This is a genomic window from Variovorax sp. E3 (genome assembly GCF_016082275.1).
Lineage (GTDB): Bacteria > Pseudomonadota > Gammaproteobacteria > Burkholderiales > Burkholderiaceae_C > Variovorax.
Window position 1 is genome coordinate 15,021 of record NZ_MOWM01000030.1, and the last position, 14,945, is coordinate 29,965.

Annotated in this window: 12 protein-coding genes, 1 tRNA gene and 2 pseudogenes; 8 read left to right on the forward strand and 7 right to left on the reverse strand. The window is 69.0% G+C overall.

The window, feature by feature from the left end:
* Window positions 1-13 precede the first annotated feature (13 nt).
* Window positions 14-1,126, reverse strand: a complete 1,113-nt coding sequence (rutA, locus tag BMG07_RS13425) for a pyrimidine utilization protein A (RefSeq protein WP_198084992.1) — start codon at window positions 1,124-1,126, stop codon at window positions 14-16.
* Window positions 1,127-1,341: 215 nt separating this feature from the next.
* Here rutA and BMG07_RS13430 point away from each other — a divergent pair, with 215 nt between their 5' ends.
* The 3 genes from BMG07_RS13430 (at window position 1,342) to BMG07_RS13440 (ending at window position 3,478) form a co-directional block, all read left to right on the forward strand.
* Window positions 1,342-1,794, forward strand: a complete 453-nt coding sequence (locus tag BMG07_RS13430; protein WP_198084993.1) for a nuclear transport factor 2 family protein — start codon at window positions 1,342-1,344, stop codon at window positions 1,792-1,794.
* A gap of 53 nt (window positions 1,795-1,847) precedes the next feature.
* Window positions 1,848-2,831 carry a YheT family hydrolase gene (locus BMG07_RS13435; RefSeq protein WP_198084994.1) on the forward strand — a complete coding sequence of 328 codons (984 nt, stop codon included), beginning with the start codon at window positions 1,848-1,850 and terminating at the stop codon, window positions 2,829-2,831.
* A gap of 89 nt (window positions 2,832-2,920) precedes the next feature.
* The gene (locus BMG07_RS13440; protein WP_198084995.1) at window positions 2,921-3,478 is read left to right on the forward strand and encodes a DUF2946 family protein; all 558 of its coding nucleotides are present in this window, start codon (window positions 2,921-2,923) and stop codon (window positions 3,476-3,478) included.
* 51 nt (window positions 3,479-3,529) lie between these two features.
* Here the strand turns inward: BMG07_RS13440 and BMG07_RS13445 are convergent, their stop codons facing one another.
* From BMG07_RS13445 to BMG07_RS13460, 4 genes and pseudogenes are all read right to left on the reverse strand, one after another.
* Entirely contained in the window at window positions 3,530-4,165 is a 636-nt protein-coding gene (locus tag BMG07_RS13445; RefSeq protein ID WP_198084996.1) for a cytochrome c5 family protein, read from the reverse strand.
* Window positions 4,166-4,282: 117 nt separating this feature from the next.
* Window positions 4,283-5,703 (reverse strand): annotated as a pseudogene (locus BMG07_RS13450) (efflux transporter outer membrane subunit).
* Window positions 5,696-8,845 carry an efflux RND transporter permease subunit gene (locus tag BMG07_RS13455; protein WP_198085033.1) on the reverse strand — a complete coding sequence of 1,050 codons (3,150 nt, stop codon included), beginning with the start codon at window positions 8,843-8,845 and terminating at the stop codon, window positions 5,696-5,698. Before BMG07_RS13455 ends, BMG07_RS13450 begins: the two are co-directional and overlap by 8 nt.
* 34 nt (window positions 8,846-8,879) lie before the next feature.
* Window positions 8,880-10,157 carry an efflux RND transporter periplasmic adaptor subunit gene (locus BMG07_RS13460; protein WP_198084997.1) on the reverse strand — a complete coding sequence of 426 codons (1,278 nt, stop codon included), beginning with the start codon at window positions 10,155-10,157 and terminating at the stop codon, window positions 8,880-8,882.
* A gap of 210 nt (window positions 10,158-10,367) precedes the next feature.
* Between BMG07_RS13460 and BMG07_RS13465 the strand changes: the two genes are divergently transcribed.
* The 3 genes from BMG07_RS13465 (at window position 10,368) to BMG07_RS13475 (ending at window position 11,403) form a co-directional block, all read left to right on the forward strand.
* Window positions 10,368-11,009 carry a TetR family transcriptional regulator gene (locus tag BMG07_RS13465; protein ID WP_269758927.1) on the forward strand — a complete coding sequence of 214 codons (642 nt, stop codon included), beginning with the start codon at window positions 10,368-10,370 and terminating at the stop codon, window positions 11,007-11,009.
* Between the two features lie 41 nt (window positions 11,010-11,050).
* Window positions 11,051-11,125: transfer RNA gene (locus tag BMG07_RS13470), tRNA-Arg, on the forward strand.
* 53 nt (window positions 11,126-11,178) lie between these two features.
* Complete coding sequence (locus tag BMG07_RS13475) at window positions 11,179-11,403, forward strand: hypothetical protein (RefSeq protein ID WP_198084999.1); 225 nt, start codon at window positions 11,179-11,181, stop codon at window positions 11,401-11,403.
* A 34-nt stretch (window positions 11,404-11,437) separates the two neighbouring features.
* Here the strand turns inward: BMG07_RS13475 and BMG07_RS13480 are convergent, their stop codons facing one another.
* Complete coding sequence (locus BMG07_RS13480; RefSeq protein ID WP_198085000.1) at window positions 11,438-12,205, reverse strand: helix-turn-helix transcriptional regulator; 768 nt, start codon at window positions 12,203-12,205, stop codon at window positions 11,438-11,440.
* 71 nt (window positions 12,206-12,276) lie between these two features.
* On the opposite strand from BMG07_RS13480, the gene BMG07_RS13485 reads away from it, so the two are divergent.
* Both BMG07_RS13485 and BMG07_RS13490 read left to right on the forward strand, forming a co-directional pair.
* Window positions 12,277-13,143, forward strand: a complete 867-nt coding sequence (locus BMG07_RS13485; RefSeq protein ID WP_198085001.1) for a sulfite exporter TauE/SafE family protein — start codon at window positions 12,277-12,279, stop codon at window positions 13,141-13,143.
* 75 nt (window positions 13,144-13,218) lie between these two features.
* Complete coding sequence (locus BMG07_RS13490) at window positions 13,219-13,947, forward strand: glutathione S-transferase (RefSeq protein ID WP_198085002.1); 729 nt, start codon at window positions 13,219-13,221, stop codon at window positions 13,945-13,947.
* An 11-nt stretch (window positions 13,948-13,958) separates the two neighbouring features.
* Here BMG07_RS13490 and rsmI read toward each other — a convergent pair.
* Window positions 13,959-14,905 (reverse strand): annotated as a pseudogene (gene rsmI / locus BMG07_RS13495) (16S rRNA (cytidine(1402)-2'-O)-methyltransferase).
* Window positions 14,906-14,945: the final 40 nt, after the last annotated feature.

Here is a 14,945-nt window from a genome sequence, read left to right on the forward strand (position 1 = left end):
AACGTGCTCCGCTTCATGCCGCGAGGCGCTCGGGTTCGACCTGCGAAGGCACCGGGCTCTGCACATGCGCGCGGCTCTTCATGAGCGGCTGGATGCGTTCGCCGAAGGCTTCCACGCCCTGCATGAAGTCGTCGAAGGTCAGCAGCACGCCTTCGGTGCCGGGCACCTCGGCCACTTCGTCGAGCATGCGCGCAACGCTCTCGTAGGAGCCCACGAGCGTGCCCATGTTGATGTTCACGGCAGAGGTCGGGTCGGCCATCTGGCGCACGTTGGTGTCGGCGCCCGACCTGGTGTCGACCGCGCCCTGCTGGCCGAGCCAGGCGATGGCCTCGTGGTCGGCGCCGGCCTTGTAGTGCTCCCACTTGGCGCGCGCGGCTTCGTCGGTGGCATCGGCGATCACCATCATCAGCACGTAGGTGGTGACGTGGCGGCCGGTCTCGGCGGTGGCCTCGATGAGCTTCTGCGCGGCGGGCGCGAAGGCCTTGGGCGTGTTCACGCCCTTGCCGAAGCAGAAGTTGTAGTCGGCGTACCTGGCGGAGAACGCCATGCCCGCGTCGCTCTGGCCGGCGCAGATGACCTTCATGTCGGCCTGCGGCTGCGGGCTCATGCGGCAGTCGTCCATCTGGAAGTGCTCGCCCTTGAAGTCCGACTGTCCGGTGCCCCACAGGTCGCGCAGCACCTGGATGTATTCGGACAGGTACTGGTAGCGCGTGCCGAAGAACTGGTCGCCGGGCCACATGCCCATCTGCGAATACTCGGGCCGCTGCCAGCCGGTGACGAGGTTCAGGCCGAAGCGGCCGTTGGAGATGGAGTCGATGGTCGACGACATGCGCGCGACGATGGCCGGCGGCATGACCAGCGAGGCGGCCGTGGCAAACAGCTTGATCTTGCTGGTGACGGCCGCAAGGCCGGCCATGAGCGTGAACGACTCGAGGTTGTGGTCCCAGAACTCGGTCTTGCCGCCGAAGCCGCGCAGCTTGATCATGGACAGCGCGAAGTCGACGCCGTAGCGCTCGGCCTTCAGCGTGATCTGCTTGTTGAGCTCGAAACTGGGCTTGTACTGCGGCGCGTTTTCGGAAAGCAGCCAGCCGTTGTTGCCGATGGGAATGAAGATGCCGACGTTCATGAAGGGGCTCCTGTTGCGATTGCGAAGCCTCTTGCATGCGCCGTGCCAGTTGAATAAGTTGTTTTGAATCAATGGCTTAGCAAAAATAGCCATCCACGTTTTGACCATTTGGTCCAAAGTGGAGCAGGCGATCAGCCCGGATTGCGGCGGCGCGGTGCGGGCCGGGCCAAAGCGGTGCAGTGCCGCCGTCACGGACGGCACGGCAGAATCACGCCATGCCCAAGACTCCACTCCGCGCCGCCGCGGCGATCGGCGGCACTGCCGACGACGTCGAAGCGGCCTTCTATGAAGCGCTGCAACGCGGCGACATCGATGCGCTCATGGCCTGCTGGGCCGACGAGGACGAGGTGTTCTGCGTGCACCCCGGCGGCCCCCGGCTGGTGGGGGCGGTCGCGATCCGCGCGGCTTTCGAGCAGATGTTCGGCAACGGCGCCATCCACGCCATGCCGGCGCGGGTGCGCAAGATCGAATCGCTCGCAAGCGCGGTGCACAACGTGCTCGAACGCATCGAGGTGCTCACGGCCGAAGGCCCGCGCCATGCGTTCGTGCTGGCCACCAACGTCTATCACAAGACCGCGCAGGGCTGGCGCCTGGTGGCGCACCACGCAAGCCCCGGCAGCGCGCGCGAACCCGACGACGCGAACGATCCGCCCCAGACCCTGCATTGATGCCTTCCTTCGTTTCCGCTCCTTCCGCTTCCGGTTCTTCTCCCCTGACGGCCATGGACTACGCGGCGCCGCGCTGGCTGCCCGGCGGCAACCTGCAGACCATCTGGGCCGCGCTCTATGCGCGGCGCTTCGACGGGCCGGCGCCGGTCTACCGGCGCGAGCGCTGGCCGACGCCGGACGGCGACTTCATCGACGTCGATTTCGTCGATGCGCCGGTGCCGGGCAAGGCGCCGCTGCTGGTGCTGTTCCACGGGCTCGAAGGCTCGTCGCGCAGCCACTACGCCGAAGCCTTCGCGGCGTTCGCGGCAGCGCAGGGCATGGCCTTCGCGGTGCCGCATTTCCGCGGCTGCAGCGGCGAGCTGAACCTGGCGCCGCGCGCCTACCACTCGGGCGACTTCGAGGAGATCGGCTGGATCCTGGCGCGCATGCGCGAGCAGCACACGCTGAAAGGCGGCGGGCCGGTGCTGGCGGCAGGCGTGTCGCTGGGCGGCAATGCGCTCATGCGATGGGCCTCCGAAGCCGGAGAAACGGCCTCGGGCGTGGTGAGCGCCGTGGCCTCGGTGTGCGCGCCGCTCGACCTCGCGGCGGGCGGCGAGGCGATCGGCAAGGGCTTCAACAAGCTGGTCTACACGCGCATGTTCCTGAACACCATGAAGCCCAAGGCGATGGCCAAGCTGGCGCAGTTTCCGGGCCTGTTCGACCGCGACCGCCTGCTGGCCGCGCGCAACCTGTACGACTTCGACGACGTGTTCACCGCGCCGCTGCACGGCTTTCGCGACACCGACGACTATTGGTCGCGGGGCTCGGCCAAGCCGCACCTGGCGTCGATCCGCGTGCCCGCGCTGGTGGTGAACGCGCGCAACGACCCCTTCATTCCCGCGAGCAGCTTGCCGCTGCCCGGCCAGGTGGGCGCGCACGTCACGCTGTGGCAGCCCGCGCATGGCGGGCATGTCGGTTTTCCGATGGGGGCGCTGCCGCCGGGGCATGTGCGCGGCATGCCGCAGCGCGTGGGCGGCTGGCTGGCGCGCCACGTCTGACGGCAGGTTTTTTCATGGGGCCGCCCCCGGTAGGGGGTAGGAGAAGCGACACGAAGTGCGCGCAGCCTGGGGGCGAGCAAAATAGCGCCATGGATGACATCGTCAAACAGGCACTCGCCAAATGGCCCAACGTGCCGCACTGCTACGGCTGGCTCGGCCTCGATGCGCGCGGCAACTGGTACATGCGCGACGACCGCACGCAGGCCCAGGGGCCGTTTCGCACGGCCAAGGGCTCGATGCTCAAGCACGACAAGCTGATCGACTTCATTCACCGCAACTACGAGCACGACGACGACGGGCAGTGGTTCTTCCAGAACGGGCCGCAGCGCGTGTACGTGGAGCTGGAGGCCGCGCCGCTGGTGTGGCGCGTGTCGGAAGACGAGACCGGCGCTTTCACTGTCACTTCCCACACCGGCCAGCGGGTCGAAGTGTCGGGCTGCCTGCTCGACGAGCACGGCCTGCTCTACCTGGTCGCGCCGATCGGGCTGGGGCTGGTGCATACGCAGGACGTGGGCATTGCGGCCGAGGCCGTCGAACGCGGCCTGTGGACGCCGGAGGCCGTGCGGGCCGACGCCTTGCCCGGCCGCTTCGGGCACGTGCTGAGCCCTGCGCAGCGCCACGCCGAAACAGTCACGTCGGCCCCCTGAATGAAAAAAGCCGGCGCTGGGCCGGCTTTGTTTCAGGACTAGGGAAAACGCTTAGTTGGCTGCCGGCGTGCTGGCCGCCGGAGCTGCCGCCGCTGCGGCAGGAGCGGGGGCTGCGCCTTCCGCCGGAGCTTCCGCGGCGGCCGGACGATCAGGCACCGGGAACTTGGCGCCGCCGGCATTGGCCATGTAGACCACGGCACGGCCGATTTCGAGGTCTTCGAAGTCGCCGCCACCCTGGGCAGGCATCGCGCCCTTGCCCTTCAGTGCGTGCTCAAGCAGGGTCGGATAGCCCTGGCCGATGCGCGGGCCCCATGCGGCCGCGTCCTGGAAGTGCGGAGCACCGGGGATGCCGGGCGCGCCGTGGCAGGCAACGCACTGGGCCTTGAACACGGCCTCGCCGGCCGCCAGCGGGCGGTTGGCGTCGCGGATCTCGATGGCGCCGACCTTCTTCAGGCGCTCGGCCACTTCGCGGTCGCGCGCTTCCTTGGTCACGCCGTACAGCGACATGTCGCCGCCCTGCGCGGTGCCTGCGGGCTTGTCGCCCGAGACCACGTACGACACCAGACCCACGATGATCAGGATCGGTGCTATGAAGGAGAAAAATACCGCGAGCAGCAGTTGCTTCGGGTTCTTGATGGGCCCGGTGTGGGCTTCTTCTGTGGCCTGGTAATGCGGGTCTGCGCTCATTGGCGTCCTCAATTATCGGGGGCTCGTCGGGGGGCTTGTCCTAACCAACCGGCGATTATAGAGAGACCCCTTGCCTCAGCGGGCAAGGGACCTACCCTTATCGGACGCCGATGCGTCTCAACCCTTGTCGCGTGTGGCCCAGCCGCCACCCAGCGTCTTGTACAGCGTGACCTGGTTCTGCAGCTGCAGCAGCTGCGTGGTCACCGCCGATTGCTGCGCCGTGAACAGCGAGCGCTGCGCGTCGAGCAGGTCGAGCGCGCTGGCCACGCCGTTGCGATAGCGCAGGTCGGACAGCTTGAAGCGCACCGCTTCCGCGTCGGCCTGCGCACGCTGCGCGCGCACCTGCTCGCCCAGCGTGGCGCGGCCCGCCAGGCGTCGGCCACTTCGCGGAACGCCGTCTGGATCGACTTCTCGTACTGCGCCACCGCGATCTCGCGCCCGGCCTTGGCCGAGTCGAGCGTGGCGATGTTGCGGCCCGCGTCGAAGATCGGCAGCGTCACCGTGGGCGCGAACGACCAGGCCTTGGAGCCGCGGTCGAACAAGCCCGAGAACTCGGTGCTGGTGGTGCCGATGGAGCTGGTCAGCGACACGCGCGGGAAGAAGTTCGCGCGCGCCGCGCCGATGTTGGCGTTGGCCGCGATCAGCTGCTGCTCGGCCGAACGGATGTCCGGCCGCTCGGCCAGCAGGTCCGAGGGCAGGCCGGCCGGCACGTCGGGCAGCGGCTGGATGCCGTCCAGGCCCTTGGCGTTGTTCGCCGTGGCCTCGGCCGGCACCGGCGCGCCCAGCAGGAGGGCGAGTGCGTTCTCGTCCTGCGCGCGCGCACGCTGTTGCTGTGCATAGGCCGCGCGGGCCGTTTCCAGCAGCGAGTTGGCCGACTGGAAGTCGAGCTCGGACGACACGCCGTTGTCGAAGCGCATCTTCGTGAGGCGCACCGACTCTTCGCGCGTGACCATGGTCTGGCGCGTGATCTCGAGCAACTGGTCGTCGGCCAGCAGCGTGAGCCAGCCGTTCGCCACCGAAGCGATCAGGCTGATCTGCACCGCCTTGCGGGTTTCGTCGGTGGCCAGGTACTGTGCCAGCGCCTGGTCCTTCAGCGCGCGGATGCGGCCGAAGAAGTCCAGCTCCCAGGCCGTGAAGCCGAAGTTGACGCTGTACTGCGAGGCCACGCTGCCCATGCCGGGCTCGACGCCCTGGTACGGGTTGGGGCCCGAGCGCGAGCCCGTGCCCGTCAGGCCCAGCGCCGGGAACAGCGCCGAGCGCTCGACCTGGAACTGCGCGCGCGCCTGCTCGATGTTGAGCACCGACACACGCAGGTCGCGGTTGTTCGCCAGCGCCGTCTGGATCAGGCCCGCCAGCCGCGGGTCGGTGAAAAAGTCCTGCCAGGGCAGGCTGGCCGCGGCCTGGCCGGCCGGCTGCGCCGGGTCACCCGGGAAGGTGGTCGGCACCGGCGCGGCGGGGCGCTCGTAGGTCGGAATCAGCGAGCAGCCGGCCAGCAGCATTGCCGCTGCCAGGGCTGTAGGGATCAGTTTCTTAGTCATGCGTTTTTTCCTCCGAGATGCCGGCGGCTTCGGCGTGCCGCTTGTCGGCCTCGCGCTGGCGCGCGCTGCCCTTGAACAGGCTGCGCACCACCACGAAGAACACCGGCACGAAGATCACGGCCAGGGCCGTACCCGTCACCATGCCGCCCAGCACGCCAGTGCCGATGGCACGCTGGCTGGCCGAGCCCGCGCCCGAGGCGAGCACCAGCGGCACCACGCCCAGGCCGAAGGCCAGCGAGGTCATCACGATCGGGCGGAACCGCAGGTGCGCGGCGGCCAGTGCCGATTCGATGACGCCCTTGCCCTGCGCCTGCAGGTCCTTGGCGAACTCGATGATCAGAATCGCGTTCTTCGCGGAGAGGCCGATGATGGTGATCAGCCCCACCTGGAAGTACACGTCGTTCGAATAGGCGCGCAGCATCGTTGCCAGCAGCACGCCCAGCACGCCCAGCGGCACCACCAGAATCACCGACAGCGGGATCGACCAGCTCTCGTACAGCGCGGCCAGGCACAGGAACACCGCCAGGATCGCGAAGCCGTACAGCACGATGGCTTGCGAGCCCGCGAGCTTTTCTTCACGCGACTGGCCGGTCCATTCGAAGCCGAAGCCTTGCGGCAGCTGCGAGGCGAGCTTTTCCATCTCGGCCATCGCGGCGCCCGTGCTGTAGCCGGCGGCCGCGTCGCCGCTGATGCGGATCGCGGGGTAGCCGTTGTAGCGCACCGTTTGCGTGGCGCCCGTGACCCACTTGGTGGTCGCGAAGGCCGACAGCGGCACCGGCAGGCCCTGCGAGTTGCTGGCGTTCAGCTTGAGCAGGTCGTCGGGTTGCATCCGCGCCGGCGCGTCGGCCTGCACCACCACGCGCTGCAGGCGGCCGCGGTTCGGGAAGTCGTTGATGTAGCTCGAACCCAGGCCGGTCGACAGCGTGTTGTTGATCGCGTCGAAGCTCACGCCCAGGGCGTTGGCCTTGTCGCGGTCGATGTCGATCTGCAGCTGCGGCGCGTCTTCCAGGCCGTCAGGGCGAACCTGCGACAGGATCTTGCTCTGCCCGGCCATGCCCAGCAGCTGGTTGCGTGCGTTGATCAGCGCTTCGTGGCCCGCGCCCGAACGGTCCTGCAGGCGGAAGCTGAAGCCGCTGGCGTTGCCCAGCTCGGGAATGGGCGGCGGGCTCAGCGGGTAGATGAAGGCGTCGCGGATGCCCGACAGCGCACCGAAGGCTCGGCCGGCCAGCGCGCTGGCCGAGTGGGCCGGGTCCTTGCGCTCGTCCCAGTCCTTCAGCGTCACGAAGGCAAGGCCCGCGTTCTGGCCCTGGCCCGAGAAGCTGAAGCCCATCACGCCCACCATGCTCTGCACTTCGGGTTGCTTCAGGATGAAGCCCTCGACCTGCTGCATGACCGACAGCGCGCGCTCTTGCGTGGCGCCCGGGGGCAGCTGCACGTTCACGATGATGTTGCCCTGGTCTTCCTGCGGCAGGAACGAGCTGGGCAGGCGGGTGTAGGTGAACACCACCGCGCCGATGATCGCGACGTAGATGACCAGGTAGCGCGCGGCGCGGCGCAGCACGCGCGCAACGACGCTTTCATAGCCCTTGGCCGTGCGCGCGAAGCCGCGGTTGAACCAGCCGAAGAAGCCGGTCTTCTCGTGGTGGTGGCCTGCTTCCACGGGCTTGAGCAGCGTGGCGCACAGCGCCGGCGTGAGCGACAGCGCCATGAACGCCGAGAAGCCGATCGACGCCACCATCACCGCCGAGAACTGGCGGTAGATGTTGCCGGTCGAACCCGCGAAGAACGCGAGCGGCACGAACACCGAGATCAGCACCACGGTCACGCCGATGATGGCGCCCGAGATCTGGCGCATGGCCTTGCGCGTGGCTTCGAGCGGCGACAGCCCCTCCTCGCTCATGATGCGCTCGACGTTCTCCACCACCACGATGGCGTCGTCCACCACGATACCGATCACCAGCACCATGCCGAACATGGTCAGCACGTTGATCGAGAAGCCCAGCGCCAGCAGCGAGGCGAAGGTGCCCAGCAGCGCGATCGGCACCACGATGGTCGGGATGATCGTGTAGCGCCAGTTCTGCAGGAACAGGAACATCACCACGAACACCAGCGCCACGGCTTCCAGCAGCGTCTTGACCACTTCGGTGATCGAGATCTGCACGAAGCGCGAGCTGTCGTACGGAATGGCCCACTTCACGCCCTGCGGGAAGTAGCGCTCCAGCTCGGCCATCTTGGCGCGGATCGCCTTGGCCGACTGCAGCGCGTTGCCGTTGGGCGTGGGCTGCACGCCCACGCCGACCGCCGGCACGCCGTTCAGGCGCGCCGAGGTGGCGTACGACTGGCCGCCGAGTTCGACCCGGGCCACGTCCTTCAGCCGCACGGTCGAGCCGTCGGTGTTGGCGCGCAGCACGATGTTCTTGAACTGGTCGACGTTGGCGAGCTGGCCGTTCACCACCACCGTGGCCGCGATGGCCTGGCCGGGAATGTTGGGCAGGTCGCCGATGGTGCCCGAGGACACCTGGGCGTTCTGTGCGCGGATGGCGTTGTTGACGTCGGTGGCCGACAGGTTGTAGCCCTGCAGCTTGGCCGGGTCGATCCAGATGCGCATGGCGTTTTCGGAGCCGAACAGCTGGGCCTGGCCCACGCCGACCACGCGCTGCAGCTCGGGCACGACGTTGCGCGCCGCGTAGTCGCCGAGCGCCACCGGGTCGAAGTTCGGGTTGTCCGAGGACAGCATCACGAACATCAGGAAGTTGTTGCGCGACTTGTCCACGCGCACGCCCTGCTGCGTCACGGCGGCGGGCAGGCGCGGCGTCGCGCGCGACAGCCGGTTCTGCACGTCCACCTGCGCCAGGTCGTCGTTGGTGCCGGCCTCGAAGCTGATCGTGATGGAGCCGGTGCCGTCGGCCTGGGCCACCGACTCCATGTAGATCAGGCCCGGCGAGCCGTTCATTTCACGCTCGATGACGGACAGCACGCTGTCCTCGAGCGTCTGGGCCGAGGCGCCGGGGTAGGCGACGTTGATGACGATGGCGGGCGGTGCCACCGGCGGGTACTGCGAGATCGGCAGCTGGGTGATTGCCACGCCGCCCACCACGAGGATGAACAGTGCGATCACCCACGCGAAGATCGGGCGGTCGATAAAAAAATTTGGCCATTTGCGGGCGCGCTCCTGATTACTTCTTCTCGCCCGCGGCCGGGGCTGCCGGTGCGGCGGCGCCAGCGGGGGCGGCGGCGGCCGGGGCGGCCGCTGCGTTCGGGTTCGGCTTGGTCCACGGCACCGCCTTCACGGGCGTGCCGGGCGGCATCATCTGCAGCTTCTGGAAGCCGTCGACCATCACCTGTTCGCCGGCCTTCAGGCCGTCGAGCACCACCCACTGGTTGTCCTTGGCGGCGCTGATCTTCACCGTGCGCTTGGCCAGCTTGCCGTCCTTGTCGACCACGGTCACGGTGTCGCCCTGCTGGGTGCGCGTGACGGCCTGCTGCGGCAGCGTGATCGCGTTGGTGGCTTGCGCCTGCTCGAGCTTCACGCGAACGTAGAGGCCGGGCAGCAGCTCGCCCTTGGGGTTGGGCACTTCGGCGCGCAGCGTGATCTGGCCGGTGGTCGAGTCGACCGTGAGGTCGGAGAACAGCAGCTTGCCTTCCAGCGGGTAGTCGGAGCCGTCTTCCAGCACCACGCGGACGCTGGCGGCTTCTTCGCCGCCGGCGCGCTTGTACTGGCCGTCGGCCAGCGCGCGGCGCAGCTTCAGCACGTCGGAGGCCGACTGCGTGAAGTTGACGTACACGGGGTTGATCTGCTGCACCACGGCCAGCTCGGTGGCGTCGCCCTGGCCCACCAGCGCGCCTTCGGTCACGAGGGCGCGGCCGATGCGGCCCGCGATGGGCGAGGTCACGTCGGCGTAGCCGAGGTTGATCTTGGCGGTCTGCACGGCGGCGCGGCCGGCGGCCACGTCGGCTTCGGCCGTCTTCTGCGAGGCCACGGCCGTCGCGTATTCCTGCTTGCTCACGGCGTTGGCTTCCACCAGCGGCTTGTAGCGGTCGGCCAGGGCCTTGGCCTGCACGGCGTTGGCCTCGGCGCGGGCCAGCGTGGCCTGGGCGTTCTGCGAGGCCGCCACCAGCGGTGCCGGGTCGATGCGGAACAGCAGCTGGCCGGCCTTCACGTCGCTGCCTTCGCGGAATTCGCGTTTCAGCAGGATGCCCGAGGCGCGGGCGCGGACCTGGGCGATGCGCGAGGCCTCGAGGCGGCCGGGCAGCTCGGTGACGAGGCCGACATCGGTCGGTGCCGCCACCACCACGCCGACTTCGGGCGCCGGGTGGGCGCCGCCGCCGGGGCCGCCGGCACCTGCGGGCGCGTCGCTCTTGCCACAGCCCGCGAGGACCAGCAGGACGACGGCGGCCACGGTCGCGAGACGCGGCGAAAAGGACGATTGACGCGAAACATGCAGGAGAGGCATGCGATTCCTTTGAAGCGAAGACGGGAGATGGCGCGTTCGCGGAACGCGAACCGGAAACCTGTACAGCCAGGCGGGCCATCGGGGAAGCCCGGTAGTTTACATACATTCATGGATGTATAGTGACAGCCACGCAATGGCCCCACGATACGTAAAGGGCGTTGCCTTTACAAATCAGGAGACTTGGTGGCACGTCGTACGAAGGAAGAAGCAATGGCCACGCGTCATCGGTTGCTCGATGCCGCGGAGCTGCTGTTTCAGGCGCAAGGGGTTTCGCAGACCACGCTGCAGCAGATCGCGCAGCAGGCCGGCGCGACCCGCGGCGCCATCTATTGGCATTTCAAGGACAAGGCCGACCTGTTCAACGCCATGATGGAGCGCGTCATCCTGCCGCTCGAGGCCGGGCCGAAGGCCGCCGTTGCCAACGGCACCGACGACCCCCTGGCCGAAATCGAAGAGGGCATGGCCCACGCCCTGACCCTCATGACCACCGACCCGCAGGTGCGCCGCGTGTTCGACATCGCCACCCACAAGGTCGAGTACACGCACGACATGGCCTCGGTGCAGCAGCGCCACCTGGACGCCCGCAACGCCTGCATCGGCGACTTCGAAAAAGCCCTGCGGCTGGCCGCGCGCCGCGCGCACATCAAGCTGCCGGTGCCCGGCGCCGTGGCGGCGCAGGGGCTGCACGCCCTCATCAGCGGGCTCATCCAGAACTGGCTGCTCGACCCCGAGGGCTTCGACCTCGTGCCCACCGGCAGGCGCACTTTCCGGGTCTATCTGGCGGGTCTGGGCTTCGGCCGCGCACAGTGCGGCGCGGCTGTTGTGCACGAAGCCGAAACCCTCGTCGCCTGATAGGCGATAATGCGTGGCTCCGGTGATTGCCGGAGCCCTCTCTCGCTGTATTTCAACGGATAGAATTCGGCCCTCCGAAGGCTGAGATCCAGGTTCGATTCCTGGCGGCGGGACCACATATCAAACCGGAAGCTCTCAAAGGCTCCCGGTTTTTTTTCTTCCCCCACACATGACGGAGTTGACTGATCTGGACGAGGCCAGCCTGGCCGCGCATGCCGCGGAATGGCGGCGCCGCGCATTGCGCGGAGAGAAAAAAGCGCGCGGCATCGCCCACGCGCTCGAAACCGAAATGCGGCGCCGCTGCGGCGACTCGATCGCGCCCTCGAACGCCGACCTCGACACCCGCCCGCTCGCGCTGCGCCAGGCACCGCGCCCCTGGTGGAAATTCTGGTGAGCCTGTAGCCGCGGCCGGCCGCGGCCCGGTGCGGCTACGCCATCGTGAAGTGCGAGGGCGGTCGGCCCAGCGTCTTGCGGAACATCGTCGAGAACGCCCCCGGGCTGTCGTAGCCCATGTCCAGCGCCACGGTGGTCACCGGCTCGCCCGCCGCGAGCCGCGACAGCGCCACCAGCACGCAGGCGCGCTGGCGCCACCTGCCGAAGGCCATGCCCGTCTCGAGGCTGAAGCGGCGGTTGAAGGTGCGCTCGCTGACGTTCAGTTGCCCGGCCCACGTCGCCGGCGGTGCGTGAATGTCGGGCCGGCGAAGAAATTCCACGCACAGCCCCGCCAGCGCCGCCTCGCGCGGCAGCGGCACGTGCAGCAGCGGCAGTGCTTCGGCGCCCGCCACCTCATGCAGCACGAGCTTCATCAGCACGCCGTCGCGGCCCTGCCTGTCGTACTTGACGGGCACCTCGATCGCTTCCATCAGCAACTGGCGCAGCAGCGGCGACACGTTCAGCACCTCGCACTGGTCGCCCTTGCGCGGTGCGTCGCGCGGCTCGATGTAGAGGCTGCGCGTGCTCACGCCGAGCATGCGCACGCGGTGCGGCTTGCCGGCCGGAATCCACACGCCGCGCTGCGGCGGCACCACCCATGCGCCGTCGTCGGTGCCCACTTCCATCACGCCCGTGGCGCCGTACAGCAACTGCGCGCGCCGGTGGCTGTGCGTGTGCAGCATCGTGCCCGGCGGGTAGTCGGTGCCGATGGCCAGCACCGGGCGGGCGATGGCATCCACGGAAGCGAGCGGAACATTGCGCATGGCGGGCCGGAAAAAAGGAGGTTGGCAAAAACGCAAACATTATTGGCTTACATGCGCAAGCACGCCAAGCCATGCCGACCTATCGTGACGCTCTTGTTCCACGTGTCCAGGAGTGTTTCGTGTCGATCTATCTCGTGCTTGCCGCCTTCGGGTGCCTGGCAGGCGTCACCACCGTGCTGTTCGGTTTCGGCGGCGGCTTCGTCGTGGTTCCCTTGCTCTACCAGGCGCTGGTGCTCACGCACGGCGCCGACAGCGCCACCGGCCAGTCGGCCATGCACATCGCCGTGGCGACCTCGACCTGCGTGATGATCGTCAGCGCGCTGCTCGCCACCCGGCGGCACCAGCGCGCCGGCACGCTCGACTGGGCGCAGGTGCGTCCGCTGCTGCGGCCCATCGGTGCCGGCGCGGTCGTCGGCGCGGCGGCGGCGGTCGCGGCCGACGGCGAATTCGTGCGCTGGGCTTTCATCGTGTACCTCGGCGCGACCATCCTCGACTGCGTGTTCCGGCCCGGCTTCCTCGCGCACACCGCGCCGTCCGTGGCGCGCCCGCTGTCGCGCCAGGTCGCCACCTTCGGCAGCTTCGTCATCGGCCTGGTCGCCGCGTTCCTCGGCGTGGGTGGCAGCGTGATGACCGTGCCGCTGATGCGCCGCCGGGGCGTCGACATGACGCGCGCGACGGCCATGGCCAACCCGCTGTCGCTGCCGATCGCGCTGGCCGGCACCGCCACCTACATGGCGCTTGCGTGGAACTCGGCGGCGTCGCTGGAAGGGTGGCACGTCGGCTATGTGGACGTGCCCGCGTTCGGCGCGCTGGTCGCGGGTTCGCTGATGGGCGTGCGCGCGGCCGCGCCGCTGATCGGGCGCATTCCGGACCGCATCCACACCTGGGTCTACCTGGGCCTGCTGGTGGTGGTGCTGGCGGGCATGGTGCTGCGCTGACAGCGCGTGTCAGCCGATGCCGACGCTTCGTCCCAAAAGGTTGCGGCGGCGCGCCGGCCCTGACACCATGGCCGCATGCCATACCAACTGCATTACTGGCCCACCATCCAGGGCCGCGGCGAATTCGTGCGGCTCGCGCTCGAGGCGGCCGGCGCCGAGTACGTCGACGTGGCGCGGCTGCCCGCATCGAAGGGCGGCGGCGAGTCCGCGCTGGGCCGCCGCCTGGGCGATGCCGACAACGCGCGCCCCGCGTTCGCGCCGCCGTTCCTGGTCGACGGTGACATCGTGGTCGGCCAGACCGCCGCGATCCTGCTGTACCTCGGGCCGCGACTCGGCCTGTCGGGCGTGGGCGAGTCCGACGGGCTGTGGACGCACCAGCTGCAGCTCACCATCGCCGACGCGGTGGCCGAGGCGCACGACACGCACCACCCGATCTCTACCGGCGCCTATTACGAAGACCAGCGCGACGCGGCCGTGCAGCGCGCGAAGGCTTTTCGCGACGAACGCATTCCCAAGTTCCTGAACTGGTTCGAGCAGGTGCTGCAGCGCAACCCCGCGGGCAGCCTGCACCTGGTGGGCGATGTGCTGACCTATGCGGACCTGTCGCTGTTCCAGCTGGTCGACGGCTTGCACTATGCATTCCCGAAGGCCACGGCACGGGCGCTGGCGGCCACGCCCGCCGTCGAGAAGCTGCATGGCAACGTCAAGCGCCGCCAGCGCGTGCACGACTATCTGCAGAGCCCGCGTCGCATTGCGTTCAATGAAGACGGGATCTTCAGGCGCTACGCGGAGCTGGATGCGTAGCGGCCGTTCGTTTATTCGTCGGCAGCGTCGTTGCGGATGCGCAGCGCCAGGTCGTACAACGTATTGCGCGGCGCGCCGCTGATCTCCGCCGCCAGCTTCACCGCCGTCTTCACCGGCAGCTCCGCCAGCAGCAGGCGCAGCACGCGCTCGCCCTCGGCCCCGCCGTCGCCGCTCACCGCCACCGGGTGCAGCACCAGCGCGAACTCGCCGCGCGTGCGGTCGCGGTCGGCGCCGAACCAGTCGGGCAGGGCGCTGGCCGCCACGGTCGCGATGTCCTCGAACTGCTTGGTCAGCTCGCGGCCCACGGTGATGCGGCGTTCGCCCAGCGTCGCGAGCGCGCGCGCCAGGCTCTCGATGCGGTGCGGCGCCTCCAGCAGCACCACGCGCGCGGCTCCTGCGACAGCGCCTGCACGGCGGTGTCGCGCTCGCCGGCCTTGCTCGGCAGGAAGCCCGCGAACACGAAGGCGCTGCTGGCGTTGCCGTCGCCGCCGTCGGCCACCAGGCCCGCCGCGCCGATCAGCGTGGTCACGCTGCTGGCGCCCGGCAAGGGCAGCACGCGCTGGCCGGCCGCGCACACGGCGGCGGCCAGGCGGGCGCCGGGGTCGCTCACGCCGGGCGTGCCGGCGTCGCTGACATAGGCGATGCGTTCGCCCTGCGCGAGCCGCGCGACCACGGCCTGCGCGGCCTCGGCCTCGTTGTGCTGGTGCACCGCCAGCAGCCGCGCGCCGGGGCGGTCGATGCCGTAGGCGCGCAGCATGCCCTGCGTGTGGCGGGTGTCTTCGCAGGCGATGGTGTCGACCAGCTGCAGCACATGCAGCGCGCGCAGCGTGATGTCGGCGAGGTTGCCGATCGGCGTGGCGACCACGTAGAGCGTGCCCTGCGGATAATGCTGCGCACCCGCGGCGTCGTGCGCGGCCGCGAGGGCGGCGCCGAAAGAAGCAGGGGCGAGTGAAGCCAAGAGGTTTCTCCGTGACAAGAATGAACGACGACGACAACAA

What these genes read in the sequence shown, in the direction of transcription:
- BMG07_RS13440 (WP_198084995.1), top strand. Translation starts at nt 2,921, where the DNA reads ATGGATGACATCGTCAAACAGGCACTCGCCAAATGGCCCAACGTGCCG.
- BMG07_RS13435 (WP_198084994.1), top strand. Translation starts at nt 1,848, where the DNA reads ATGGACTACGCGGCGCCGCGCTGGCTGCCCGGCGGCAACCTGCAGACC.
- BMG07_RS13445 (WP_198084996.1), bottom strand. Translation starts at nt 4,165, where the DNA reads ATGAGCGCAGACCCGCATTACCAGGCCACAGAAGAAGCCCACACCGGG.
- BMG07_RS13465 (WP_269758927.1), top strand. Translation starts at nt 10,368, where the DNA reads ATGGCCACGCGTCATCGGTTGCTCGATGCCGCGGAGCTGCTGTTTCAG.
- rutA (WP_198084992.1), bottom strand. Translation starts at nt 1,126, where the DNA reads ATGAACGTCGGCATCTTCATTCCCATCGGCAACAACGGCTGGCTGCTT.
- BMG07_RS13430 (WP_198084993.1), top strand. Translation starts at nt 1,342, where the DNA reads ATGCCCAAGACTCCACTCCGCGCCGCCGCGGCGATCGGCGGCACTGCC.
- BMG07_RS13475 (WP_198084999.1), top strand. Translation starts at nt 11,179, where the DNA reads ATGACGGAGTTGACTGATCTGGACGAGGCCAGCCTGGCCGCGCATGCC.
- BMG07_RS13460 (WP_198084997.1), bottom strand. Translation starts at nt 10,157, where the DNA reads ATGCCTCTCCTGCATGTTTCGCGTCAATCGTCCTTTTCGCCGCGTCTC.
- BMG07_RS13485 (WP_198085001.1), top strand. Translation starts at nt 12,277, where the DNA reads ATGCCGACCTATCGTGACGCTCTTGTTCCACGTGTCCAGGAGTGTTTC.
- BMG07_RS13490 (WP_198085002.1), top strand. Translation starts at nt 13,219, where the DNA reads ATGCCATACCAACTGCATTACTGGCCCACCATCCAGGGCCGCGGCGAA.
- BMG07_RS13480 (WP_198085000.1), bottom strand. Translation starts at nt 12,205, where the DNA reads ATGCGCAATGTTCCGCTCGCTTCCGTGGATGCCATCGCCCGCCCGGTG.